Source organism: Sphingobacterium paucimobilis HER1398 (assembly GCF_000416985.1).
Classification (GTDB): domain Bacteria; phylum Bacteroidota; class Bacteroidia; order Sphingobacteriales; family Sphingobacteriaceae; genus Sphingobacterium; species Sphingobacterium paucimobilis.
Genome location: NZ_ATDL01000004.1, coordinates 21,209 through 46,093, shown reverse-complemented (window position 1 = coordinate 46,093; position 24,885 = coordinate 21,209). Strand labels below are relative to the sequence as shown.

General features: G+C 41.4%; 25 protein-coding genes and 1 other RNA gene. 16 read left to right on the top strand and 10 right to left on the bottom strand.

Features of this window, described 5'->3' with window-relative positions:
* Nucleotides 1-54: 54 nt before the first annotated feature.
* The 4 genes from miaA to pdxA all read right to left on the bottom strand — a co-directional run bounded on the left by miaA (nucleotide 55) and on the right by pdxA (nucleotide 4,199).
* A complete protein-coding gene (gene miaA, locus M472_RS25725) occupies nucleotides 55-972 on the bottom strand; it encodes a tRNA (adenosine(37)-N6)-dimethylallyltransferase MiaA (protein WP_021068700.1) in 918 nt (305 codons plus the stop codon).
* 6 nt (nucleotides 973-978) lie between these two features.
* On the bottom strand, nucleotides 979-1,566 hold the full coding sequence (locus tag M472_RS25720) for an IS1096 element passenger TnpR family protein (RefSeq protein WP_021068699.1): 588 nt from the start codon (nucleotides 1,564-1,566) through the stop codon (nucleotides 979-981).
* Nucleotides 1,567-1,615: 49 nt separating this feature from the next.
* Nucleotides 1,616-3,046 (bottom strand): CCA tRNA nucleotidyltransferase, encoded by a 1,431-nt coding sequence (locus tag M472_RS25715; RefSeq protein ID WP_021068698.1) that lies wholly within the window; start codon nucleotides 3,044-3,046, stop codon nucleotides 1,616-1,618.
* A 97-nt stretch (nucleotides 3,047-3,143) separates the two neighbouring features.
* On the bottom strand, nucleotides 3,144-4,199 hold the full coding sequence (gene pdxA / locus M472_RS25710) for a 4-hydroxythreonine-4-phosphate dehydrogenase PdxA (protein WP_021068697.1): 1,056 nt from the start codon (nucleotides 4,197-4,199) through the stop codon (nucleotides 3,144-3,146).
* 188 nt (nucleotides 4,200-4,387) lie between these two features.
* Between pdxA and rsmA the strand changes: the two genes are divergently transcribed.
* From rsmA to M472_RS25695, 3 genes are all read left to right on the top strand, one after another.
* Nucleotides 4,388-5,167 (top strand): 16S rRNA (adenine(1518)-N(6)/adenine(1519)-N(6))-dimethyltransferase RsmA, encoded by a 780-nt coding sequence (gene rsmA / locus M472_RS25705; protein WP_021068696.1) that lies wholly within the window; start codon nucleotides 4,388-4,390, stop codon nucleotides 5,165-5,167.
* A gap of 12 nt (nucleotides 5,168-5,179) precedes the next feature.
* Nucleotides 5,180-6,340, top strand: a complete 1,161-nt coding sequence (locus M472_RS25700) for an FAD-dependent monooxygenase (RefSeq protein WP_021068695.1) — start codon at nucleotides 5,180-5,182, stop codon at nucleotides 6,338-6,340.
* A 65-nt stretch (nucleotides 6,341-6,405) separates the two neighbouring features.
* Entirely contained in the window at nucleotides 6,406-7,332 is a 927-nt protein-coding gene (locus tag M472_RS25695) for an NAD(P)-dependent oxidoreductase (protein ID WP_031301308.1), read from the top strand.
* Here the strand turns inward: M472_RS25695 and M472_RS25690 are convergent.
* Nucleotides 7,318-8,181, bottom strand: a complete 864-nt coding sequence (locus M472_RS25690; RefSeq protein ID WP_021068693.1) for a UbiA prenyltransferase family protein — start codon at nucleotides 8,179-8,181, stop codon at nucleotides 7,318-7,320. The two genes, M472_RS25695 and M472_RS25690, sit on opposite strands and share 15 nt — an antisense overlap.
* A 188-nt stretch (nucleotides 8,182-8,369) precedes the next feature.
* Here M472_RS25690 and acs point away from each other — a divergent pair, with 188 nt between their 5' ends.
* The 8 genes from acs (at nucleotide 8,370) to mnhG (ending at nucleotide 16,312) form a co-directional block, all read left to right on the top strand.
* Nucleotides 8,370-10,286 (top strand): acetate--CoA ligase, encoded by a 1,917-nt coding sequence (gene acs / locus M472_RS25685; protein ID WP_021068692.1) that lies wholly within the window; start codon nucleotides 8,370-8,372, stop codon nucleotides 10,284-10,286.
* A gap of 260 nt (nucleotides 10,287-10,546) precedes the next feature.
* A complete protein-coding gene (locus M472_RS25680) occupies nucleotides 10,547-12,856 on the top strand; it encodes a putative monovalent cation/H+ antiporter subunit A (protein WP_021068691.1) in 2,310 nt (769 codons plus the stop codon).
* 1 nt (nucleotide 12,857) lies between these two features.
* Nucleotides 12,858-13,283, top strand: coding sequence for a Na+/H+ antiporter subunit B (locus M472_RS25675; protein ID WP_021068690.1), 426 nt, complete (start codon nucleotides 12,858-12,860; stop codon nucleotides 13,281-13,283).
* Nucleotides 13,283-13,639 carry a Na+/H+ antiporter subunit C gene (locus M472_RS25670; protein WP_021068689.1) on the top strand — a complete coding sequence of 119 codons (357 nt, stop codon included), beginning with the start codon at nucleotides 13,283-13,285 and terminating at the stop codon, nucleotides 13,637-13,639. Before M472_RS25675 ends, M472_RS25670 begins: the two co-directional genes overlap by 1 nt.
* A complete protein-coding gene (locus tag M472_RS25665; protein WP_021068688.1) occupies nucleotides 13,636-15,144 on the top strand; it encodes a proton-conducting transporter transmembrane domain-containing protein in 1,509 nt (502 codons plus the stop codon). Before M472_RS25670 ends, M472_RS25665 begins: the two co-directional genes overlap by 4 nt.
* 4 nt (nucleotides 15,145-15,148) lie before the next feature.
* On the top strand, nucleotides 15,149-15,625 hold the full coding sequence (locus M472_RS25660) for a Na+/H+ antiporter subunit E (protein ID WP_031301307.1): 477 nt from the start codon (nucleotides 15,149-15,151) through the stop codon (nucleotides 15,623-15,625).
* Entirely contained in the window at nucleotides 15,622-15,894 is a 273-nt protein-coding gene (locus tag M472_RS25655) for a monovalent cation/H+ antiporter complex subunit F (RefSeq protein ID WP_021068686.1), read from the top strand. Before M472_RS25660 ends, M472_RS25655 begins: the two co-directional genes overlap by 4 nt.
* The gene (gene mnhG, locus M472_RS25650; RefSeq protein WP_021068685.1) at nucleotides 15,887-16,312 is read left to right on the top strand and encodes a monovalent cation/H(+) antiporter subunit G; all 426 of its coding nucleotides are present in this window, start codon (nucleotides 15,887-15,889) and stop codon (nucleotides 16,310-16,312) included. Before M472_RS25655 ends, mnhG begins: the two co-directional genes overlap by 8 nt.
* Before the next feature lie 4 nt (nucleotides 16,313-16,316).
* On the opposite strand, the gene M472_RS25645 is transcribed toward mnhG, so the two are convergent.
* The 3 genes from M472_RS25645 to tgt are packed head-to-tail and all read right to left on the bottom strand — an operon-like array spanning nucleotide 16,317 to nucleotide 19,496.
* Complete coding sequence (locus M472_RS25645; RefSeq protein ID WP_021068684.1) at nucleotides 16,317-17,222, bottom strand: DMT family transporter; 906 nt, start codon at nucleotides 17,220-17,222, stop codon at nucleotides 16,317-16,319.
* Nucleotides 17,223-17,232: 10 nt separating this feature from the next.
* On the bottom strand, nucleotides 17,233-18,315 hold the full coding sequence (locus M472_RS25640; RefSeq protein WP_021068683.1) for an LptF/LptG family permease: 1,083 nt from the start codon (nucleotides 18,313-18,315) through the stop codon (nucleotides 17,233-17,235).
* A gap of 50 nt (nucleotides 18,316-18,365) precedes the next feature.
* The gene (tgt, locus tag M472_RS25635; RefSeq protein ID WP_021068682.1) at nucleotides 18,366-19,496 is read right to left on the bottom strand and encodes a tRNA guanosine(34) transglycosylase Tgt; all 1,131 of its coding nucleotides are present in this window, start codon (nucleotides 19,494-19,496) and stop codon (nucleotides 18,366-18,368) included.
* A 70-nt stretch (nucleotides 19,497-19,566) separates the two neighbouring features.
* Between tgt and M472_RS25630 the strand changes: the two genes are divergently transcribed.
* Nucleotides 19,567-20,751 carry a glycosyltransferase gene (locus tag M472_RS25630; RefSeq protein ID WP_235049479.1) on the top strand — a complete coding sequence of 395 codons (1,185 nt, stop codon included), beginning with the start codon at nucleotides 19,567-19,569 and terminating at the stop codon, nucleotides 20,749-20,751.
* Between the two features lie 61 nt (nucleotides 20,752-20,812).
* Nucleotides 20,813-21,448 carry a 16S rRNA (guanine(527)-N(7))-methyltransferase RsmG gene (gene rsmG, locus M472_RS25625; RefSeq protein ID WP_021068680.1) on the top strand — a complete coding sequence of 212 codons (636 nt, stop codon included), beginning with the start codon at nucleotides 20,813-20,815 and terminating at the stop codon, nucleotides 21,446-21,448.
* Nucleotides 21,449-21,509: 61 nt separating this feature from the next.
* On the opposite strand, the gene M472_RS25620 is transcribed toward rsmG, so the two are convergent.
* Nucleotides 21,510-21,743, bottom strand: a complete 234-nt coding sequence (locus tag M472_RS25620) for a hypothetical protein (protein WP_021068679.1) — start codon at nucleotides 21,741-21,743, stop codon at nucleotides 21,510-21,512.
* Nucleotides 21,744-21,858: 115 nt separating this feature from the next.
* Here M472_RS25620 and dprA point away from each other — a divergent pair, with 115 nt between their 5' ends.
* The 3 genes from dprA to accD all read left to right on the top strand — a co-directional run bounded on the left by dprA (nucleotide 21,859) and on the right by accD (nucleotide 24,266).
* A complete protein-coding gene (gene dprA, locus M472_RS25615; RefSeq protein WP_021068678.1) occupies nucleotides 21,859-22,959 on the top strand; it encodes a DNA-processing protein DprA in 1,101 nt (366 codons plus the stop codon).
* 137 nt (nucleotides 22,960-23,096) lie between these two features.
* An RNA gene (gene ffs, locus M472_RS44855) (signal recognition particle sRNA small type) lies at nucleotides 23,097-23,194 on the top strand.
* Between the two features lie 229 nt (nucleotides 23,195-23,423).
* Nucleotides 23,424-24,266, top strand: a complete 843-nt coding sequence (gene accD / locus M472_RS25610) for an acetyl-CoA carboxylase, carboxyltransferase subunit beta (protein WP_021068677.1) — start codon at nucleotides 23,424-23,426, stop codon at nucleotides 24,264-24,266.
* Between the two features lie 106 nt (nucleotides 24,267-24,372).
* Here the strand turns inward: accD and M472_RS25605 are convergent, their stop codons facing one another.
* Nucleotides 24,373-24,723 carry a hypothetical protein gene (locus M472_RS25605; RefSeq protein ID WP_021068676.1) on the bottom strand — a complete coding sequence of 117 codons (351 nt, stop codon included), beginning with the start codon at nucleotides 24,721-24,723 and terminating at the stop codon, nucleotides 24,373-24,375.
* Nucleotides 24,724-24,885 lie beyond the last annotated feature (162 nt).

Genomic DNA, 24,885 nt, shown 5'->3' with positions numbered 1-24,885 from the left:
CGATCCTTCGGCTTTCTTTATAGCTATCATCAGCAGTTAGACAAGGCGGTGAAACTATCCCCTCAACCTTCCTTCGATAAATGGGATAATCGAATCGCGTTGAGTCGGATCAAACCAAGTCGTATTACCGTACTTTTTAAACCAGGTAATCTGACGTTTTGCATAACGTCTTGAATTTTGCTTGATTTTTTCAATGGCCTCTTCCAAAGCTATCTTCCCATCAAAATAATCAAACATTTCTGCATAGCCAACAGTCAGCAGTGCGGGCTTATTACGATAGTCAGATAAAGATTTCACTTCTTCTTCCAGTCCAGCCTCAAGCATCCTATCAACACGTTCATTAATCCGTTCGTACAGCTGTGCGCGTTCCATATTTAACCCAACAGTGATTACATCAAAAAAACGTTCATTCACTTTATTTCTTTGATAATAAGACATGGGATTGCCCGTAGTCTCATAAACTTCGAGCGCACGTATCACACGCTGGGGATTATCAATATCAGCCATCTCGTAGTAAACAGGATCTACTTCTAAAAGGCGTTGTTGGAGGCCTGTAAGACCTTCTTTCTCATGCTGAGCGTTCAACCGCTCTCGTACGCCCTCCGGCGCCTTGGGCAAATCGTCAAGGCCTTCTGTCAATGCTCGAACAAATAGTCCAGAGCCTCCTACCGCGACCACCACATCCTGTTTTTGGAAGAGCACGCTTAAAAGCTGTAGCGCATCCCTTTCATAATCACCGGCAGAATACTCTTGCTCTATCGAATGGGAATCAATAAAATGATGAACTGCTGCTTCTAATTCTTCAGAATCAGGCTTTGCAGTTCCTATCGTCATTTCCCGATAAAACTGTCGTGAATCGACGGACAAAATTTCCGTACCAAAATGTTGCGCTAAAAAAATAGCCGTAGCTGTCTTACCTACCGCTGTAGGTCCTACCACTACGACTAAAGTCTTTTTATGTTGTGTACCCACTATAGATTAATAATCATCTTCGGCAGCACCGAAATCCTCCTGATTTTCATCTCCCTCTTCTTCGTCATCCCCATCCATAGTTTCATAATCGTCTTCCTCATCGACGCCATACTCTTCAGCACCTTCTACTTCCTCTACATATTCGTCATCTTCCTCTTCGCTAGCGACAGGAAAATTAGCGGCAGCAATCATTTTTGGAGCCTGCCCCACCGATTTAAAGATAGATGGATACTCCTTTCCTTCTTCTTCTTTTAAAATCTTTATCAATTCGACATGAAAATCATAAGGACGATCAAAATTATAGATGTAGTAAAATTTCTGATGTGGATCATCAATAAATTTACTCAGTCGGATATCTTCCATCAGCAGTACCCCCGCGTCGATCTTACGTGAAGATGGCATAAGTGCTATTTCAGTTCCTTTTTTCCATTGATCATTACTGACGTAAAAAGAAGAAGACGCATCTGCTTGATACCCCGTACTCTTATGGATTTCGTGATGCAGTTCTATGAACGTACTTTTTGAAGGCATATCGATGTCGCGATATACATCTTCATAATCCTCAAATGTTACTCTAAATCTATAAATAGCCATAATCAAAGTTGAAAATAAGCTTGTGCTTATCCAAATGTAAAAATATAATTTATTTTGATGTCGCTAAGGACAATGTTTCTTTTGGTTCTAAATTGAGTTTTTTAGCGCGAGCTACCATAAACTGATATGCTGCCTCACGCTCGTTTGGAATATCACCTTCCAATATAGCTTCTCTAATCGCATTTTTTATGATTCCCACCTGTTTTCCCGGTCCCAAGCCAAAGACATGCATGATATCTTCTCCTGTGACGGGAGGTTGCCAATTTCGCAAATGATCTCTTTCCTCTACATCTTTAAGCTTCTGTTTGACCAGCTCGAAATTATCCCTATACTTTTTCTTCTTAAACTCATTTTTCGTGGTCACATCAGCATGACATAAAAGCATCAATGCATCAATATCATCCCCTGCTTCGAACAATAAACGGCGTACCGCCGAATCCGTTACAATATCCTGTGCCAACACAATAGGCCGAAGGTGCAATTGTACCAATTTCTGTACGAATTTCATCTTTTCATTCAGGGGCAATTTTAGTTCCGCAAAAAGCTTGGGCACCATACGTGCTCCCTTGTCTTCATGCCCATGGAAAGTCCATCCTGCCTTTTTATCGAAGCGCTTTGTTGCAGGCTTGGCAATATCATGCATAATAGCTGCCCATCTCAACCATAAGTCATCAGACAGCTCTGCCACATTATCAAGCACCTCCAGCGTATGATAAAAGTTATCCTTGTGTCCCCGACCTTCGATCACTTCGACCCCATACAACTGTTGCATCGCAGGAAATATCAATTCTAACAATCCAGTGTCAAAAAGATAGCGAAAACCCACAGAAGGTTTAGGCGATAGGATGATCTTGTTAAGCTCGTCCGTAATACGTTCTTTTGATATGATTTTGATGCGTTCCTTATTGTCGACAATAGCCTGAATAGCTTTAATATCGATGCGAAAGTTCAACTGCGTGGCAAATCGAATAGCCCGCATCATTCGCAATGGATCGTCAGAGAACGTATCGTTGGGGTCCAAAGGTGTACGTATTATGCGTTCCTGTATATCTGCCACACCATGGAAGGGATCGAGCAACTGCCCAAAAGTAGCCCCATTCAACGAGTAGGCCATGGCATTGATCGTGAAATCACGCCGATTTTGATCATCTTCCAATGTTCCATCCTCCACAATAGGCTTTCTGGAATCTCTTCGGTACGATTCCTTTCGGGCTCCCACAAACTCTATATCGAGTCCATCGTATACCAACATAGCCGTTCCAAAGGATTTGTAGAGCGCAACCTTAGTCTGTAATTGTTCACCCAACAAAGTGGCAAACTCAATACCTGACCCAATCACCAGAATATCCACATCATATTTAAAAGGCCTGTCCATCAGTCTGTCCCTCACGTAGCCCCCAATAACATAACAGACAGTATCCGTTTTATCGGCCAAGTCTCTAATAATGGAAAATATAGGGTGTTGTAATTGTTCTATCATAGCTTGCGCATACAGACCTAGAGGTCTAACAAGTTACAAAAGTACTTAATTTAAAAGAATTTTCTGAACTATTAACAGAGTAAATTATGTGATATATCTAGTCTCTGTCTCGCGAGAGTTTGCGGAACGCCAGTGGATTCGCACTCAATTCGGCCTGCTCCCTACGATTCCTTACAATATGTACAGCCGTAAAAATAGCCTCTAAAAAAGATTCGTGTGATGCTAAATTTTTCCCAGCTATATCGTATCCGGTTCCATGGTCTGGAGAGGTCCTCACAATAGGGAGGCCTGCCGTATAATTCACGCCCTTGCGATCCGCAATATGCTTGAAAGGAATAAGTCCCTGATCGTGGTACATGGCCAATACCGCATCAAATTTGAGATAGGTGTCCGATGCGAAGAATCCGTCGGCAGGATACGGTCCAAAACAGAGAATTCCCTCTGCATTTGCTTTTGCAAGAGCCGGCCGAATGATCTCTTCATCTTCTGTACCAATGACACCATTATCGCCTGCATGTGGATTCAATCCTAATACAGCAATCTTGGGCTTTTGAATCCAGAAATCCTGCTTTAAACTCTTATTCATCAGCCTCAGCTTCTTCAAAATTGCTTCTTCCGTAATCTGAACAGCGACGTCTTTTATTGGAACATGCCCCGTAACAACACCAACACGTAAATCATCACAAAGCATAAACATAAGCACATCATCGGCACCTGCTTTCTCTTGTAAGTACTCGGTATGCCCCGGGAACCTGAAGCCTTCTTGCTGTATATTATGCTTATTGATCGGCGCGGTGACCAATGCATCGATATGTCCTGCATTCAAATCAGTAACGGCTCTATCAAGGGAAATGAAGGCATACTTACCTCCTATTTCGTTCTCCTCTCCCAACGTAATCTTGACATCCTCCTGCCAACAATTGATAATATTGGGGCGCTTTGCATTGGCTTGATCGGCCGTCTGAATCACGTTAAAACTAAAATCATTGATATTGTTTGCTTTACGGTGAAATGATGCATTCTTAGTATTACCGTAAACGATAGGTGTAAAATATTCCAACACACGAGGATCCATCAGTGATTTAATAATCACTTCCATTCCGACTCCATTTAAATCACCTATACTGATACCTACTTTTAATTTTTCACTCATTTCAATAAAGCATTTTATACTCAAAAGTAACAAAAATTAGGCAAGGAAAAACACTCCGATCCCGAAAATATCCATTTACACCCAAAACAATAACACACAGGACTCTTTATTTTAAAGATTCATGACGGTTTTATTCTTTTTACTTTTTACTTTTGGGTTTTCGGACATTTCACTTTTTGACATTTCACATGAGTACAGTACGCGCTAAAAAACATCTCGGCCAACATTTCCTGAACGACAAAAATGCAGCACAGCGCATCGTTGAAGCTTTAACGCCATCGTTGGGCTTTTCGCAGGTACTGGAGGTAGGCCCAGGTATGGGAGTGCTTTCGGATTTTCTGTTGCAAAAGGAGGAATATGAAACCTTTCTTATCGATATTGACGACGAATCCATTGAATTCTTGACAGACAAATACAGCGAACTTGGCGATCGCCTGATTCATGGTGACTTTTTAGCGCTGGACTTTTCCAAATACTTTGGCGATAAAATGGCCATTATCGGCAATTTTCCATACAATATCTCGTCACAGATTCTTTTCAAGATTTTAGATGAGAGACACCGTGTGGTACAGATGGCGGGCATGTTTCAAAAAGAAGTTGCCGAACGCTGTGTCGCTAAACCTGGCAGTAAAGAATACGGCATACTGAGTGTTTTTCTGCAAGCATATTATGATGTAGAATATCTTTTCACGGTCAAGGCTGGAGCCTTCAACCCACCGCCAAAGGTCCTTTCGGGGGTCATGCGTATGACCCGCAACCAGGTAAAAAAGTTAGAATGCGATGAGCAACTGTTTTGGAAAGTGGTAAAAGCAGGTTTTAATCAACGCCGGAAGACACTTCGAAATGCCTTATCAGCCGTAGTTCAAAAGGATAAAATGAGCGACAACCCCTTGTATGAGTTAAGGGCAGAGCGTCTTACTGTAGCAGACTTCGTACAGCTCACCAACGAAATAGCAAATTCTAGATAATTGTAACATACTATGGACAGCGAATTTCTAATTATAGGTGGAGGTGTTGCTGGCCTTACAGCAGCCATCGCTCTCCAATCAATCAACCGTGATTTTAGATTATTCGAACAAAGCCAACTCCTACACGGCATAGGTGCTGGATTTGGCTTAGCAGCCAATGCGATGCAAGCCTTGGATATACTGGGATTAAAAACAGAGATTGAAGAGCTCGGATACTACATTGACAACTACAATATCCGCAGTGAACGAGGCGATATCCTCTTCAGCCCCGACACCAAACGTATCGCCAGACAATACAGTCAGAAAAACTTTGCGATACACCGTGCAGATCTCCATGCTCATCTTCTTTCTAAAATAGAGCCTGCTCATGTGGTCTTGGGAAAACGAGCACAAAAATTAGAGCAAAAAGACAACTTAGTTCGGGTCTTCTTTGACGATGGAAGCACATATACCGCAAAATACCTCCTTATTGCAGACGGTGTTAAATCCCGCTTGCGACAACAGCTCGTCCCATCTTCAATACCCCGCTATGCAGGATATACATGCTGGCGGGCGACAATAGACAATACGGACATCCAACTCGACACCGGTTTCGAGACATGGGGCCGAGCAGGTCGATTTGGCGTCACTCCGTTGGTGGACAATAGAATATATTGGTACGCCTGTGTCAATGGTCCTGCCAATAGTCCCTTGTTCAAAAACACAACAGCCGGAGACTTATATCATCGTTTTGAGCACTATCACGATCCGATACCAAGAATACTGGAGGCCACCGAAAATAAAAATCTGATTTGGAGCGACATTATCGACATTAAACCGCTGCAGCACCTCGCATACGACAATATTCTGATCATTGGCGATGCAGGCCATGCCACTACTCCCAATATGGGGCAAGGAGCTTGTCAAGCCATAGAGGATGTAGCCGTACTCATCGACGAGCTTCAACAAAACAAAACGATGGTGGAAGCCTTTCGTTCTTTTGAGAAAAGAAGGCTCGAACGGACCAGGTACATCACTGAAACATCAAGACAAATTGGCCAGGTCGCCCAATGGGAAAATCCTGTTCTAATCACGCTGCGCAATACCTTAGCCAAAGGATTGCCTAATCGTATAAAGCAACATAGTTTATCCAAATTACTGTCCAAGGACTTTATGCAGATAAATAGATCATAAAATGAAATAATCCCATTTAGCGAAGCACAAGCATGGATATTTCAACCAACATTAAAAGAGAAAACATGAACATTCTAATCGTAGACGACATACACCACATACTGCTCGAGAGACTTGATAAAAACAATATTTCGTACAACTACCAACCGGACATCAAACGCGAAGAAGCCGAACAACTAATTGGCGAATATGAAGGCCTGATCATCCGTTCAAAATTTCAAGTAGACCAAAAGTTCATAGACCTCGGCGCTAAGCTGCAATTTATCGGTCGCTCGGGCGCAGGAATGGACAATATTGATGAAATCTACGCCACTTCTAAAGGAATAGACCTGCTATCCGCAAATGAAGGCAATAGAGATGCCGTCGGCGAACACATGATCGGCATGCTCCTGAGTCTAATGAACAACCTTAACCGAGGTGACAACGAAATCCGCAATGGAACATGGAAAAGGGAAGAAAACCGAGGTTACGAACTCATGGGACGTACCGTGGCACTCATAGGTTATGGCAACAATGGACAAGCTATGGCAAAAAAACTTTCTGGTTTTGGCGTTACGGTCTTGGCCTATGACAAATATAAAACAGGTTTTTCGGATGAATATGCAACAGAAGTATCCATGGAGGAAGTTGTCAAGTGGGCCGATGTCTTAAGTTTTCATATTCCATTAACCCGGGAGACGAAAGGCATGGTTGACGAGGAATATCTTTTCCATTTTCGCAAACCTATTTTCTTCTTAATGGGGGCTCGTGGTGGAATCGCTCACATCCCTGCTGTACTGAAAAACTTAGACAATGGAAAAATTATAGGAGCGGCATTTGACGTGCTCCCTGTCGAAAAGTTTCCTGCCTTGTCCCAAGAAGACTGGTATGCAGACCTCGCTAGCCGGGACAATGTATTGCTAAGTCCTCATGTCGCAGGCTGGACGTTTGAAAGCTATTACAAATTATCGGACGTACTTGCTGATAAAATATTAGCCTTAGTACAGAAATAGTACTACGCAAAAATACTGTACCAAAAGGGCTATATCGAGTAGATACACTTGATGATAGCCCACATTTTTTCTAAATAGAACAACATACAACGCTATTCCGATCAGGATATCCGTCAGCATCATTCCTTCCTTAATCAGGGAGGCAAAGGGCGCCACCCATAACAAGCCGATATGGATAGCTACAAGAATATAACAAAGCCACTTGGCGCGATACTCCCCAATAAGATGCGGTATGGTTTTCAGATGGTAATAAGAATCTTGCTTCATATCCCTAATATCAAAGGGCAGTGTACAGATCAGTAAGAAAAGGATTTTTAATAAACCGAGTGTATTGGCTTGTCCCCAATCTATTGGAACGGCTGTGGCCCACGATTCTACCACGGGCAGTCCGACACTGCTCAATGACCACACCACCGCGATATGAAAAAGCTTCAACCCCGGAATCTGCCGTAGACCGCCCCGCTTACCGAAAAAGCGAAAAACTGGCAAACTATACCCCACACTCACTATCCCCACGAAGCTCAAAAACAACCAGGTAAAGACATGGACATTTCCTAAACAAAAAAGGAGGAATCCTAGAGCAACAATATTATTGATCCAAAATATGTACTCATGTCCAAAAACCCAGCGGGTACGCAAATAAGGTGAAGCCTGCGGATCTTTGGGTTTAGATAAAAACAAACTGAAATTATAAAGCAACAGTGTGGCTGTGCCTTCGATACCTATCACATACCAACTAGACGGTAGCCCCAGCACAAGGTAGGTCAGAAGACATTGTGCTATAGCCGCCGATGCAATCAAAATATTGCTAAAAATGATGAAGTGATATATTCTCCGCAGTAATTGCATACTTATCTTTCCCCACTATTGGTTGTACAAATTAAAGTGCTTCTTGTGATAAAAATTAGTTTTTAATTGCAAAAAAAATTAAATTAGCCCTACAACAGGCTCTTTTACAGTTCCAAATAAATCGATGTCTGTTTTGAATAACAAAATTATAATAATAATAGACCTATACTAAAAATTAGAAGTAAGAAATGAGTTTTCAAATTAAAAACTTTGAGGAGTATCAGGATGCTTATAAAAGAAGCGTCGACAATCCCGAGCAATTTTGGGGAGAAATAGCAGACAACTTTTTCTGGAAAAGAAAGTGGAACAATGTTCTTAACTGGAATTTCACAGAGCCGAATATCAAATGGTTTGATGGCGGTAAGCTGAATATTACTGAAAACTGTTTAGACCGTCATATCTACAAAAATGGAGATACTCCCGCGATTATCTGGGAGCCCAATGATCCATCAGAAGCACATCGCATCCTAACCTACAAACAACTCTTAAGCAAAGTAGAACAGTTCGCGAATGTACTAAAGAATAATAACGTACGTAAAGGCGACCGCGTCTGTATCTATTTACCAATGGTTCCCGAATTGGTAATCGCAGTATTAGCCTGCGCGCGCATCGGAGCCATCCATTCTGTTGTTTTTGGCGGTTTCTCCGCTCAATCCATAGCAGATCGTATCAATGACGCCGAGTGCAAACTAGTCATCACATCCGATGGAGGCTTCCGTGGCACCAAAACACTAGAGCTTAAATCAATAGTAGACGATGCCCTGATGCAGTGTAAATCTGTAGAAAAGGTAATCGTCCTTACCCGTACACGTACACCGATCTCCATGATCAAAGGTCGCGACGTATGGTGGGAAGACGAGATCAAAAAGGTAGAAACACAAGGAAATCCTGCTTGCCCTGCTGAAGAAATGGACTCGGAGGACACGCTATTTATCTTATACACCTCCGGTTCAACAGGAAAGCCAAAAGGCGTAGTACACACGACTGCGGGCTATATGGTTTATACGGGCTATACTTTTGCCAACACGTTCCAATACAAACCTGGTGAAGTCTATTTTTGTACGGCTGATATTGGTTGGATCACAGGTCATAGTTACATTGTATACGGGCCATTATCACAGGGAGCGACCTCGTTGATGTTTGAAGGTATACCTACCTTCCCTGATGCCGGTAGGTATTGGGATATCGTCGACAAATATAAAGTCAACATCATCTATACTGCTCCTACAGCAATCCGTTCGTTAATGGCATTTGGAGACAGCTACGTAGACAACAAAGATCTTTCTTCGCTCCGCGTATTGGGATCGGTTGGAGAGCCTATCAACGAAGAAGCCTGGAATTGGTACAACGATAAAATTGGTAAAGGTAAATGTCCAATTGCAGATACATGGTGGCAAACAGAGAATGGGGGGCACCTGATCACGCCTATTGCAGGCGTCACCCCTCAAATACCGGGTTATGCCATGCTTCCTCTTCCAGGAGTACAGCCTTGTTTAATGGATGAAAATGGCAAAGAGATTGAAGGAAATGATGTTTCTGGAAATCTATGCATCAAATTCCCTTGGCCTGGTATGTTACGTACGACATGGGGAGACCATGAGCGCTGCAGACAGACATACTTTGCTACTTATAAAAATATGTACTTCACAGGTGACGGCTGTTACCGTAGCCCGGAAGGATATTACCGCATTACGGGTCGTGTAGACGATGTCTTGAACGTGTCAGGTCACCGTATCGGAACTGCAGAAGTAGAAAATGCCATCAATATGCACGCCGACGTGGTAGAATCAGCTATCGTAGGTTACCCGCATCCGGTAAAAGGACAAGGTATCTATGCGTACGTAATCGCCAATCACCATATCGATGCAGAAAAAACACGCCAAGATATATTGCAAACGGTAACACGTCTTATCGGCGCTATCGCAAAACCGGATATCATCCAGTTTGTAACTGACCTTCCTAAGACAAGATCAGGAAAAATCATGCGCCGTATATTACGAAAAGTAGCCGAAGGCGAACTATCCAGCCTAGGGGACACCTCGACACTACAGGATCCAACCGTAGTGGACGCAATTATAGAAGGTTCCAAAGAATTCAAAAAATAAGTACCGAAGGGAGTCCAAAAGGACTCCCTTCTCATTTCTCCCTCCTGTTTTTCTTCAAAAACATAAAAAAAATCAAGGTTTTTTTACTATTTTTATGACTTTCCATTAATGTGCATAAACTTTCGCACTCCCTCGGAGTGAAGTCAAAGACATGAAGGGCCTTAATGACACTGGAGTATGGAGCACAGCTACTGAGCGGACTTTGGTGCCATTGATTTATACAAAATCAATAAATAGACACTTTCAGAAAAAGGGGATAGATGCTATTAACTTTATTATCGGGATTATTTTCATCATGTTTAATTGTCTTCGCCGGCAAACATTTAAAATCTAGGTGGAGTCTTCTCCTTCCTATTTTACCAGCTCTTTTATTTTCATTTTTCGCAGCGCAAGTACCCTGGATTGCAAGTGGCAATCAACTGGCACAACATTTTAATTGGGTACCATCCTTGGGGGTCAATTTTGACCTTAAGCTCGATGGACTTTCGCTTTTGTTTGCGTTATTGATTACCGGAATAGGTACCGCTATTTTCATCTATGCACGCTCCTACCTAAAGGGGCATATCTATTTCGATCGTTTCTTTGGCTATCTGTTTTTGTTCATGTCGGCAATGCTCGGCGTCGTACTATCGGATAATATCATTCTACTCTTCATTTTTTGGGAGTTGACGAGCATATCGTCATTCTTTCTCATTGGTTTTAACAACGACAATATAGATTCTCGAAAGAGTGCACTGACGGCACTTAGCATAACGGGTTTAGGCGGTTTTTTCCTATTAGCGGCCTTGATCTTGATGGCCAATATTACTGGTACATTCAGTATATCTGCCATGATCGACAGCAAAACACTCATCCTCGATCATCCCTTATACCCTCTTGTCATTTGCCTATTGTTCATTGGAGCATTTACGAAATCAGCACAGTTTCCGTTTCATTTTTGGCTACCGGGTGCAATGAAAGCCCCTACGCCAGTTTCGGCATACCTGCACTCGGCAACCATGGTTAAAGCCGGCATCTATATTCTAGCTCGTTTCACTCCCATCTTGGGCGGCACCGATTATTGGAATTACACATTAATGACCGTTGGCGGAATCACGATGCTCTATGCCGCTATACACGCACTCTTCCGTATTGACTTAAAAGGTATATTGGCCTATTCGACCATCTCTGCACTGGGTATATTGACATTTTTAATAGGAATAGGCACCCAAGACGCCTTCATTGCAGCCATGGTCTTCTTACTGGCTCATGCCTTGTATAAAGCAACCCTATTCATGGTTACAGGCATTATCGACCACGAAACCGGCACACGGGATATCACCGTCTTAGCAGGGTTAAAGAAGGTCATGCCGCCAGTTGCTGTAGCAGCAGCACTCGCCGCATTGTCAAGTGCCGGACTTCCTTTTACACTTGGCTTTATCGGTAAGGACTTGGTCTACGAAGCGACCCTACACAGTCCATTGACTGATTATATATGGGTGCTTACGGGTCTGGCTATCTTAACCAACATTGGTTTGGTCGCCGCTGGTTTTATGGCAGGAATCAAACCTTTTGTAGGTACACTACCTGTTACACTGGAACATGTACATCTTCCGAGCAGATCACTATGGATCCCGCCACTTATATTGGCTGTCTTAGGGCTTCTATTCGGCATATTTCCTTCTTTTGCCGGCGACTATATAAGTATGCCTGCAGCAAGCTCTCTAGCAGCAGTTTTCATCAGCAAACATCTACAAATCTGGCATTTCAATATAATCTTAGTATTGAGTATTGCGACATTACTGTTGGGGACCTTAGTCTATTTCTTCAATAAACCCAGTATAGCCAAACTCAATAAACTTGCAAAATTCGATCACATTTCGCCTCAGCGCATTATAACGGGATATGCAAATGATATCGTCCGCTTTGCAACATGGTTTACCAACTTATTCCACAACGGCTATCTTCGTTCCTATCATCTTAAGATCATCCTATTTGCAGAAGCCTTACTCGCTTACAAATTATGGGTCAGCGGACCTATTAAACTGGATGTATGGATGCTTACTTATCCAGATATCTACGAAGTCGTAATTGTAGCCGTGTTAATTGGCGCACTTTATATCATCGTGACGACTCCTTCTCGGCTCACCTCGGTGGTATCTATGAGTGTCATTGGGTATTGTATCTGTTTAATATTTGTCATATACAGTGCGCCTGATCTGGCCATGACACAGTTTACGATCGACACCCTATCGACCGTATTATTTGTACTCGTACTTTATAAATTACCGGGTTTCATCAATTTTGCCAGTAAAAAAATCCTTTACCGTGATGCCTTCATATCCCTTGGATTTGGTGTCACCTTATCATTGATTGCTTTGAAAGCCTGGTCTGAACCAATATCGAGAGAGGTTTCTAATTTTTATGGAGAGAATGCCTATCTCCTGGCAAAGGGAAAGAATGTCGTCAACGTAATTCTAGTAGACTTCAGGGGAATCGATACCATGTTCGAGACCGTTGTACTGAGTATTGCAGCGCTAGGGGTGTACAGCTTGATCCGTTTACGCTTAAAATCGTCTGAGAGAGAATAACATGAAAAGTCCAATCTTACAATCTGCAAGCAAGTACCTGCTTCCGATATTACTACTATTCTCCTTCTTCCTACTTCTGCGGGGACATTACTACCCTGGAGGAGGTTTTGTAGGAGGGCTTGTCGCTTCCATAGCTTTCGTATTACATAGTTTTGCAAATGGAACTGCACAAACCATGAAACTACTCAAGAGAAAACCACTATCATTGATTCCGATAGGGTTGGCATTATCGACCATCAGCATGGTCACGCCTATGGCTTTTGGCCTCCCCCCTATGACCGGATTATGGTTTGAGCACCCCGTACCCGTTATCGGTATGGTAGGCTCTTCTCTGTTTTTTGATCTGGGGGTCTATTTAGTTGTCATCGGAGTGGTATTGACTATTCTGTTTACCATCGCATTAAACAACGAGGAGGAAAACAACTGATGGAACTATTGCTCATTATATTAATTGGTCTTCTCTATGCAGCAGGAGTCTATTTGATTCTCCGCAGGAGTATGGTTAAGCTCTTGCTAGGGATCATGTTACTGGGTAGCGGGGCTAATATCTTGATTTTTTTACTTGCTGGGATAACCAAAGGTAAGCCACCAGTTATCGACGAAGACGCCAAGTTATTTCAAGATGTATTCGCTGATCCTATCCCTCAAGCTTTGATATTAACAGCCATTGTGATCAGCTTTGCCTTGACGGCTTTTGCAATTGTACTATTAAAAAGAGTCTACGCATTGGTAGATTCGGACGATTTAGATGATTTAAATACCCCTGAGGAAGAAGATATATGATAGACAACCACATATTAGCTCCAGTTTTCATCCACCTGTTTACGGCTATCTTACAGCTTATCGCTTGGCGAAAGACCGTAACACAGCGCTTCATGAGCGTAATTGGAAGTTTATTGGCTGTCATCCTCTCTTTGCGTCTCCTGATCAGGGTCAGTGAGACCGGAATTCTGACACTGAATGCCTCCAACTGGGAGTCTCCATTTGGGATTGTATTTGTAGCGGATCTGCTCAGCAGTTCCCTAGTCCTTATCACTTCGTTTGCTGGGTTAGCTGTATCCTTATTCTCATCTACAGGCCTCAATAGGCAGCGGATGAATTACGGTTATTTCCCTATTTTCCATTTTCTGGTCATGGGACTCAACGGAGCGTTTCTGACCGGAGATATTTTCAACCTGTACGTATGGTTTGAGGTCATCATTATTTCATCCTTTGTACTAATGACATTGGGTGGCCGCAAAACCCAACTTGAAGGAGCCGTTAAATACATGGCGATGAATATCCTGGCTTCCACTTTCTTTCTGACAGGTATCGGAATTTTATACGGGATGACGGGTGCGCTCAACATGGCGGACTTGGCCATCAAGATTAAAGATGTACAGAATTCGCCTCTAGTCGGTATTACCGCCTGTTTCTTCTTACTTGGTTTTGGAATCAAATCCGCAGTATTTCCCTTATATTATTGGCTTCCTTCTTCTTATCACACTCCGCCTTCTGCCGTAGCAGCTACATTCGGTGGATTGCTGACCAAAGTAGGGATTTATGCTATGATACGTGTGTTCAGCTTGATATTCATTCCTGATCAGTTCACAAAAGATCTTTTAGTCGGGCTTGCTGTATTAACCATACTCACGGGAAGTTTTGGTGCACTCATAAAGACTAATATACGTCGACTTTTCTCCTATTTGATCGTCTGCCATATCGGTTTTATGATAGGAGGTATAGGTATGTTTACAAAAGTTGCATTAATGGGTACCGTCTTCTACTTATTTCATGACATCTTGGTAAAAACCAATATGTTCTTGATTGCCGGTCTAATTGGCCAGTTACGGGGCAGCATGGATATGAAAAAAAACGGAGGCTTATACGCCGAATACCCAAAACTGTCCTTGCTTATTGCTATCGTACTGTTTTCCTTAGTGGGTATCCCTCCACTTTCTGGATTTTGGCCTAAAATATTTTTATTCCAAGAAGCCTTTACCCAATCACAGTACTTTTTCATTGGCGCATTGATCGTAGGCAGTTTCGTCACGCTCTATGTTATTGCAAAAATGTGGGCTGAGGTATTTTGGAAAAATGTCCCAGACGAAGTTATAGTAGAAAACAAATTTGAACCCTTACCTTTAGTCCGCAAGATATTGCTGGTATTGCCCATAGGTATATTGGGTCTAGCGACATTATATATTGGTTTAAACTCGGAGATAATTATTCAATTGGTCGATAAGATTACAGACCAACTAATAGATACACAACCGTATATAGAAGCGGTATTAGGTAAACGAAACTAAGCGTATGATTAAGCAGTTTTTAATGAACCTTCTGCTTTCCTTCATCTGGGTAGCACTTACAGGTTCGATGTATTATACCAACTTTTTATTTGGTTTCTTACTTGGTTTTACCATCCTATGGATCATGAGCCGCAATGATGGCGACCGAAGATACTTTTATAAAGTACCGCGGATCGTCAGCTTTGTGTTCTATTTTTTGTTTCAGATGATCAAAGCTAATGTGCAGGTCGCCTATGACGTGATGACGCCACGTTACTTTATGCGACCTGGAGTAGTAAGGTACCCGATGAATGCACGAACTGAAATGGAGATAAACCTATTATCGATGATGATCTCACTGACACCAGGCACATTGATTCTAGATATCAGTGAAGATAAGAAAACCTTGTATATACATGTGATGTACCTCGATGACCCCAAGAAGTTTGTACAAGAGACAAAAACAGGATTAGAACGTCGACTATTAGAAGCATTAAGATGACATTAGCCACATATTTTGATTATTTTATACTTCCGATCCTTACCATATCAGTGATTTTGGTTTTCATTCGTTTGGTAAAAGGCCCTAGGGTTGTAGATCGGGTAATCGCATTGGATTTGATAATTACCATAGGGATAGGGATTATTACTATTTTTACGATCAGGTCCAATCAGAAGGTACTTCTTGATGTAGCGATTATATTGGCCCTTATTGCATTCTTAAGCACTGTGGCTTTTTCATTTTACATAGAAAAAAGAGAAGATGATTGATATATTGATTGCCATACTGAGCACGATTGGTGCATTTGCTATTTTTTTTGCGTCCCTGGGCATCCTCAGAATGCCGGATTTTTATCTACGCCTATCGGTGACCGTAAAAGCCGCTACTATGGGCGTCGGCTTATTATTATTATGTGCAGCTATCTTATTTCCTGATATCTCAGTCAGCACGAAAGCTATTGCGATTATCTTCTTCCTAATCATCACCTCGCCCATCGCAGCACACATGATAGGACGAGCAGCCTACTTAACAGGTACCCCACTTTGGAAAGGCACTATTATAGACGAGCTGGCAGGACGCTATGACAAAGAAACAGGCAGACTCAATAACGAAGAATCAGAAAAACAAACAACGAATGCCGATTCGCCAAAAGGACAGATTGCCGAAAGCGAGGAGGAAACAGAATAAACTATTATTCTTTAACAAGTTTTCTATACCTACTCTTCTCCAGCGCTGTTTTTAACATCGGATATAAAAACACTGCACCAAGTATAATCACGGCTCCGGAGTAAAAGCCTATGCTCATTGTTTCTCGATGTCCTAAAATGGCAATGGCAAGCAAAATACCATATACAGGTTCTAAATTCGTAGTCAGTGCAACAGTAAAGGCACTCAACTCCTTCATCACCGCAACTCCAAGCACATACGCAAAAGCTGTACAAACACTCCCCAATACAAATAAGTATCCCAGATCTGAGGGAGAAAGATTCATTTCTGCGGTGAACTGTCCAGACGCCAGCATAATAATAGACACTCCGATAAAAGCTCCTATCATCTCATAAAAAGTAATAATCGCAGGACTGTCTTTTTTTACCATTCTAGAATTAAGAATAGAGAATAAACTTGCACACAATGCTGCAGACAGGCCAAAAACAATTCCCTGCCAATACTGAAATTCGAACTTAAAGATGAGATAAATACCAAATATAATAATCAGCCCCACAATAACATCACCTATAGCAATGGATTTCCGATTGAACAGAGGCTCTAAAATCGCTGTAAATAAAGTTAAGGAAGATAGTGTCACCAAGGTAACGGAGACTGTCGATATTTTGATAGCATGGAAGAAACATACCCAATGCAGACCGACAATCATACCTACAGCTAAAAACTTTAACATCTTACGCCATGGCACTGCTAGCTGCTGTTTACTGAACTTAAAATACACAAACAATGTAAAAGCCGCTATCAAGACCCTGTACCATACAAGATGAAGTGCAGAAACTGTAATCAGATCTCCGAGCACGCCCGTAAATCCCCAGATAAGGACTGTAAAATGCAAGATCAGCAGATTGCGATAGCGCGTTATAAAGTGCATGATGTTAGGGCTATTTCGGGGCCTTTTTCAGTAAGATCAGGGCTAATATTAAGAATGTCACACTTGGTATCAACACCGCCAATAAAGGTGGAAGACCTCCTTTTAAAGAAAACATAGTAGAGAACTGGTTAAACACCAAAAAGGCAAAACTGAGACCAATCCCGATACCAAGACTCAAACCGATTCCTCCACGTACCTTTTTCGAAGAAAGAGCGACTCCCATCAAGGTCAAAATAAATGCGGCAAAAGGGTGAACAATACGTTTGTATTTCTCCAACAATAGATCATTCATCATTCCTGTGCCACGTGTTTCTTCTTTGAATATACGTTCATTCAGCTCATCGGTGCTCATAGCCGTAAAGATATTATCATACGTCTCGAAGTCTTGGGGTTTCATATCCAGCGTAGTATCCCGCTTCTCACCTTTTAACATCTCTTCATTCAACCCATCAATAATACGATTCGTATAATTTTCAATGCGCCACTTCGTTGCTACCGAATCCCAGACAACCCGATCCGCCATGAGTTTTTCCTTCAGCTCTCGTCCTTCAAACTTCTCCATCACAAATCCAGTTCCTGTAGCTCTTTGCGTATCAAAGTTGTCGATGTACACATAGGTATTACTGTCGATCTGCATGTGTGTCGATGATGTCGTGGTGCTAATCTTATGCGGTCTTACGTAGACGTTTTCAAATTGCACCTTCAACTTATTGGTGACAGGCAATATATAGAGATTAGATATCAACGTAAATGCAAAAATCAGTGAGGCCCCAATCATATAGGGTCGCAGTAATCGGTTGAAACTCATCCCCCCATTAAGTATAGGCACAATTTCGGTCTGATCCGCCATCTTTGATGTAAAAAAGATAACAGCGATAAAATTGATCAGCGGGGTCAACATATTCAGGAAGAAAGGAACGGAACCCAACGCATAGTACTGAAATAAAACCTGTGTAAAAGAGGCTTTATTTTTCAAAAAGTCATCTAGTTTTTCAGAGATATCAAATATCACGATAACTACAATAAAAATACCGACCGTAAACAAAAAGGTTGTCAGGTATTTACGGATAATATAGCGATCTATAATATTCATATTCTAAACTAAAAAGCTCACAGCATATATAATGTTCAATTTTACAAATTTTATAAACGTTGTCCCAAGACTTTCACCATTTTTTCTTTCCATTCATAAAATGTGCCATCAATGATCTTTTCGCGGGCTTGTTTTACCAACCACAGATAAAAATGTAAATTATGCAATGATGCTATTTGAGCTCCCAAGATTTCTTGAGACCGAATCAAATGCCGAAGGTATGCTTTCGTATAAAATTGGTCCATCATCAGATCCGATTCAGCTTCTATCGGTGAAAAATCAGCCTTCCATTTTTCATTCTTGATATTGATAATACCATTACGTGTAAACAACATACCATTGCGCGCATTACGTGTTGGCATCACACAATCAAACATATCGATACCAAGGGCTATATTTTCCAATATATTGATCGGTGTACCTACTCCCATTAAGTATCTTGGCTTTTCCTTGGGCAGAATAGCCGTTACAACTTCTGTCATTGCATACATTTCTTCTGCGGGCTCTCCAACGGACAATCCTCCGATGGCATTACCTTCACGTTCGAAAGAAGCAATTACTTCAGCAGATTTGGCTCTCAGATCCTTATAGACAGATCCTTGTACAATAGGAAATAGGGTCTGGTCATAGCCGTATAAAGGTTTCGTACTATCAAAACGATCACAACACCTCTTCAACCAGCGATGTGTCATATCCAACGAACGACGCGCATAATTGTAATCACACGGATAAGGCGTACACTCATCAAAAGCCATGATAATATCGGCTCCGATGACACGCTGTGTATCCATCACATTCTCCGGTGTGAATAGATGCTTAGATCCATCTACATGAGAGCGAAAGGTCACCCCTTCTTCTCTAATCTTACGCACTTCAGTCAATGAATACACCTGATAACCGCCAGAATCCGTAAGAATAGGTTTATCCCAGCCATTGAATTTGTGAAGTCCTCCTGCCTTTTGCAAGACATCTAAACCAGGTCTTAAGTAAAGATGATACGTATTGCCCAATATGATCTGGGCCTGGATATCATTGACCAATTCATGTTGATGGACGGCCTTAACAGTTCCCGCCGTACCAACGGGCATAAAGATAGGGGTTTCAATCTTGCCATGGGCGGTCTCCATCACCCCTGCACGTGCTTGGGAAAGTTTATCTTGAGCTTGAAGCGTAAATTTCATCCCGCAAAAATACTATAAAATTTCGACCCCACTACACCTTTACCATTTAATTAGCAATTCTTAACGACTAATGTTAGAACTATTAAAGAGAACGCCTTATCTTTGTTCTTTCACTATGAGTCTTTACAACTATATCATCCCCAATATTGCCTATATCATTTATGGAATTTTAGGTGTTTTATTATTATTCCAGCTCTACTACATCCTGTTTGTTTATGGCAAATTGGCCGCACATAAGGCAAGAAGCTTTAAAGATGCTGAAAATTTGCCTCCGTTATCGGTCATTATCTGTGCGCATAACGAACAGCATAATTTAGAGACATTTCTTCCCAAAATACTGGCACAAGACTACCCTGAATACGAGGTCATTGTGGTCGACGACTATTCAAGCGATGAAAGCCAATGGGTATTACAGGCTTTTAAGGCGACGCACCCACACCTACGTATTGTAGAAATTAAAGAACACATACAACTCAAACACAGCAAAAAATTTGCATTAACGCTTGGTATTAAAGCGGCAAAATACGAACACCTGGTAATGACAGACGCAGATTGCGAACCACAATCCAGCGAATGGCTCAAAGAAATAGGAGGCGCTTATAGTGCTTCTAAAGAGATTGTTTTAGGGTACTCTCCTTATTTCAAAAAACCTGGTTTTCTGAATAAGCTCATCCGTTTCGAAACGACACATACCGCCATGAGCTATCTTTCTTATGCGCTAAAAAAAGATCCTTATATGGGCGTAGGACGCAATCTATCCTACCTCAAAAGCCTATTCTTTAAAGGGAAAGGTTTCAACGCTCATATGCATATCAAGTCTGGTGACGATGATTTGTTTGTTAACCAAAATGCTACAAAACAAAATACGCACATAGCCATAGCACCAGATGCCCATATGTACTCCGTACCAAAAGAAACCTGGAGCTCTTATTACAAGCAAAAAGCCAGACATTCTGGCGCTTCTGTAGCCTATAAAAACAGACATCAGTTTATGTTGGCCACACAGCTTGTGACAGCCTTTCTTTTTTATATCGTGCTCTTCTTAGCAATTGCTCTTTTTCCATCGCTTTGGTACATCGGTATAGGCGTATTCTTTTTCCGCTTCCTATGTCAGTTTATCGTGTTTCGCCCTATTTTTCTTAAGTTGAAGGTAAAAGACCTCTTGTTTTGGTTACCCATATTAGATGTATTTTTTTATTTCTATATCTGTTTGAACGGATTGTTTAACCGAAAGAAAAAACAAAGATCCTGGTAATATTTTCAAAACATCTCCAGACAAAAAACGTATTTACAACACCCTATAATTTTAATAAGACGTGAATCCAACAGTAGACATCATATTCAAATATTTCCCAAATCTGACCGCAACACAAAAGTCACAGTTCGAAAAGCTTGCAGAAGTCTATCCTTTTTGGAACGACCAGATCAATGTCATATCGCGAAAAGATATTGAAAGCTTATACTTGAAACATGTATTGCATTCCTTAGCTATCGCAAAATTTGTGCAGGAGTTCGCTCCAGGAACACGTATTCTAGATGTAGGAACAGGGGGAGGCTTTCCGGGAATCCCATTAGCCATATTATTTCCCGAAGTTCAGTTCCATCTTGTGGATTCTATTGGGAAAAAGATAAAAGTAGTACGTGGTGTCGCAGAAGCTATCGGCTTGACCAATGTAGAAGCTGATCATATCCGTGCAGAACAACTGGATTACAACTATGATTTTGTGGTATCCCGTGCGGTCACTAGACTCGGAGATTTTGCGCCCTGGATTAGAAATAAGTTTGAGAAAAAAGACAAAAATGGTATCCCAAATGGCATTCTATATCTAAAAGGTGGAGATCTGAAGGAAGAAATCAAAGAGTCAAAACTGAAAGCAGAACTGCACCCTATATCTTCCTATTTCGAAGAAGATTTTTTTGACACGAAGTATGTCGTATATGTACCGATGTAACAATACTTACAAATAAAAAGCGCTATTCAATAAGGATAGCGCTTTTTATTTGTAGATCTTATTACTCCCCAAGTTCCATAAGGATTTTCTGACCTATAAGGTTTACTTCTTCGTCCATCCCAAACAAAGGCAGACCAGTCTCTGGGTGCAACTTCAACCAACTGGTCTCTGTATCCTTGATGATCTGAATATACTCCTGCCCATCCTTAAAAATGGTATACGTATCTTTTTCATCCGGGAACACCGAATATATAATATCTCCGATCTCGATATCGAAAGGCTCTTGCATTTCCATGATTTTTACATTTTAAAAACACAAAGTTAGCAATCTCTGTGCAACTAAATACTATATCCCATGATAAATCGTATTGGATATACAATAGAATTTCCTTAAGTTTATAACACTGATTATGAACACACTTAATAAAATTGCCTTAACAAAAATACAGGGGATAGGTCCTAGACTGAGCCGTAATCTGCTGGCTCACTGCGGATCTGTGGAAGCTGTATTCGACAGCTCAAAAAAAGCCTTATTATCAATCCCTGGCATAGGTCCGGCCGCGGTTGAGCGTATTTTATCCAAAACCTATCTCAAAGAAGCGGAAGCAGAATTGGAATTTATCCAAAAGCATCAAATTGAAGCCGTTTGGCTGGAAGACGACAATTATCCAAGAAGACTAAGTCAATGCGAAGATGCCCCCCTATTATTATACTATAAAGGTAATGCCGACCTCAATCCGAGTCGTGTGGTCAGTATCGTAGGGACTCGCAATTCTACCCGCTATGGACAACGCATCTGTGAGAAGCTGGTCGAAGCACTTGCCACACTCGATGTCCATATCATTAGTGGATTAGCCTATGGAATTGATGTATTGGCACACCAATATGCTGTCCAGCAACAGATTCCTACTATTGGCATACTTGGTCACGGACTAGACCGTATCTACCCGGCGAGCCACCGAGAGATTGCCTCCAAAATGTTGGCGAATGGTGGATTACTTACCGAATTCCCTTCTGGCACGAATCCCGACAGACAAAATTTTCCCATGCGTAATCGTATCATAGCAGGACTTGCAGATGTCACGATAGTGATCGAAGCAGCTATGAAAGGCGGAGCCTTAATCACCGCCGAAATAGCGAATAGCTATAACCGCGATGTCTGTGCATTCCCTGGCTCTATTGAACAGGAATATTCTGCAGGATGCAATTATCTGATCAAGACCAACAGAGCACACCTCATCCGTAATGCCGAAGACCTTTGTTACCTCATGAATTGGGAAGCGACAGCAAGCAAGCCGGAGAAACAACTTGTGCTTGTCCCTAAAGCGATGAGCCGCGATGAACAGAAAGTATATACTTTCCTATCCGATCAGGAACTTGAACAAGCTACAATTGACCAAATTGCCATTTATTGCGATTGGCCTCAGAGCAAACTGGCTATTATATTGCTAGAAATGGAACTTGAAGGGCATATAATCTCTTTACCCGGCAAGGTTTTTAAGCTTATCTGACCCTTTTCCGCCAGAGTAGCAGCTGCTCTAGCGTTAAAACTGTGATAAAACATTTTTTTTCAATCTGTCTATCAGCAACCTATGATTTAATCACACAATAGTTCTTGTTAAATAGATTTTTTTTCTATTTTTGCGGTGGGTAAGTCCTTTACGACCAGCTCCCATTGACTCCCCCAGGTTGGGAACAAAGCAAGGGTATTTGGTTGAGCGGTGCGATAAAGGGAGCTTACCCATTTTTTATGCCTAAAATTTTATCTTCAAAGCATATATTTACCTTACCAAAGTCTCTTCAAGTCTGCTAAAGTCCGCACAAGTCCGTTAAAGTCCGCTATAGCCATGCTATTACTGGTGTATTCCAAGCATCAAACTAAAGGGTTCACAGGCATATTACAACTTTACACCGTATTAACTTTTAAGTTTTAACTTTCTTTTCGTTTATTTGTAATTCGAATTAACACGAGTATATGAGTTGGTTTAAACGAAACAAAGCGGGTATCAATACCGCAACAGAAAATAAAAAAGAAGCACCTGATGGTATGTGGAATAAATGTCCATCATGCAAAAAGCCTCTTTTGAACCTAGAACAAATCGAAAACAATTACGTTTGTCAATATTGTGGCTATCATATCCGTATTGGATCGGCAGCTTACTTTTCTATTTTATTTGACGATAATGCTTTTACAGAGCTCTTCCCAAATCTTACTGCTGGCGACCCTTTGCACTTTGTGGACAGTAAGCCTTACAGCGAACGTCTGGTAGAAAGTCAAGCAAAAACAGGATTGAAAGATGCACTCCGCACTGCACATGGTAAAATGGAAGGCCGGGATATCGTGATTGCATGTATGGATTTCAATTTCATCGGTGGTTCTATGGGGTCTGTTGTTGGTGAAAAAATAGCGCGTTCTATCGATTATTGTATCGAACATAAGCTACCTTTTATGCTGATTTCCAAATCGGGTGGAGCCCGTATGATGGAAGCTGCATTTTCATTGATGCAAATGGCCAAAACATCGGCCAAACTAGCTCTCCTCAGCCAAGCAAAGCTTCCATACATCTGTTTATTGACGGATCCGACGACAGGAGGTGTTACCGCATCTTATGCTATGCTGGGCGATATCAATATCGCTGAACCAGGAGCACTTATTGGTTTCGCGGGGCCGCGGGTTATCAAGGAAACAATTAAAAAGGACCTTCCTAAAGGTTTCCAAACCTCAGAATTCGTTCTAGAACACGGATTTTTGGATTTTATTGTCGACCGTAGACAACTTAAAGAGAAAGTTTCAACATTCTTAAAGCTTGTTCAATAAAGACAAAAGTCTTATATACAGCGATCGCACTTAGTAACACTAGGTGCGATTGTTTTTTTGTGAAAGTGTATGATTTTTCCAAGTCATCATACAACTTTTACAGTAGCTATAGCGTATAATACTTTATAAAACTCCATCTTCTTCTGTTTCTTAAATAATATAAGTCAGTTTCATTTTTATAGGCCTCACGCTCGAAACTGATATTTAGATAAGCTTTTTGAAAATCTCTATAACAGATTAAACGGACTAAAAACTCCGCAACATAGAGGATATAAAAAGGCAGTACCAATAGCTCTAGGGCTTGGTGCAAATGAATTCTTTCATGATTCATCAACACTTTATTATGTACCATGGCAGCCGTACGGACAAATATAAATGGAAATATCGTTACTGCATCCGCATGGCCTGCCGAAAAAAAACGTGCTAATAGAGAACTGACAATAACCTTTCCTCTCATCTGTAGTAAATTTAATTTCCCAAAGCTCTTAAATTCTGATCTATATATTACTCCTCTGTATCCATCGAGGATATTTCACATTACAAAATTAGATAAAGTAGGTAAGAAAGAAAGGAATACAGCATAATCCCAATGGAACCCGTATATTTTTTATTCAGGTAT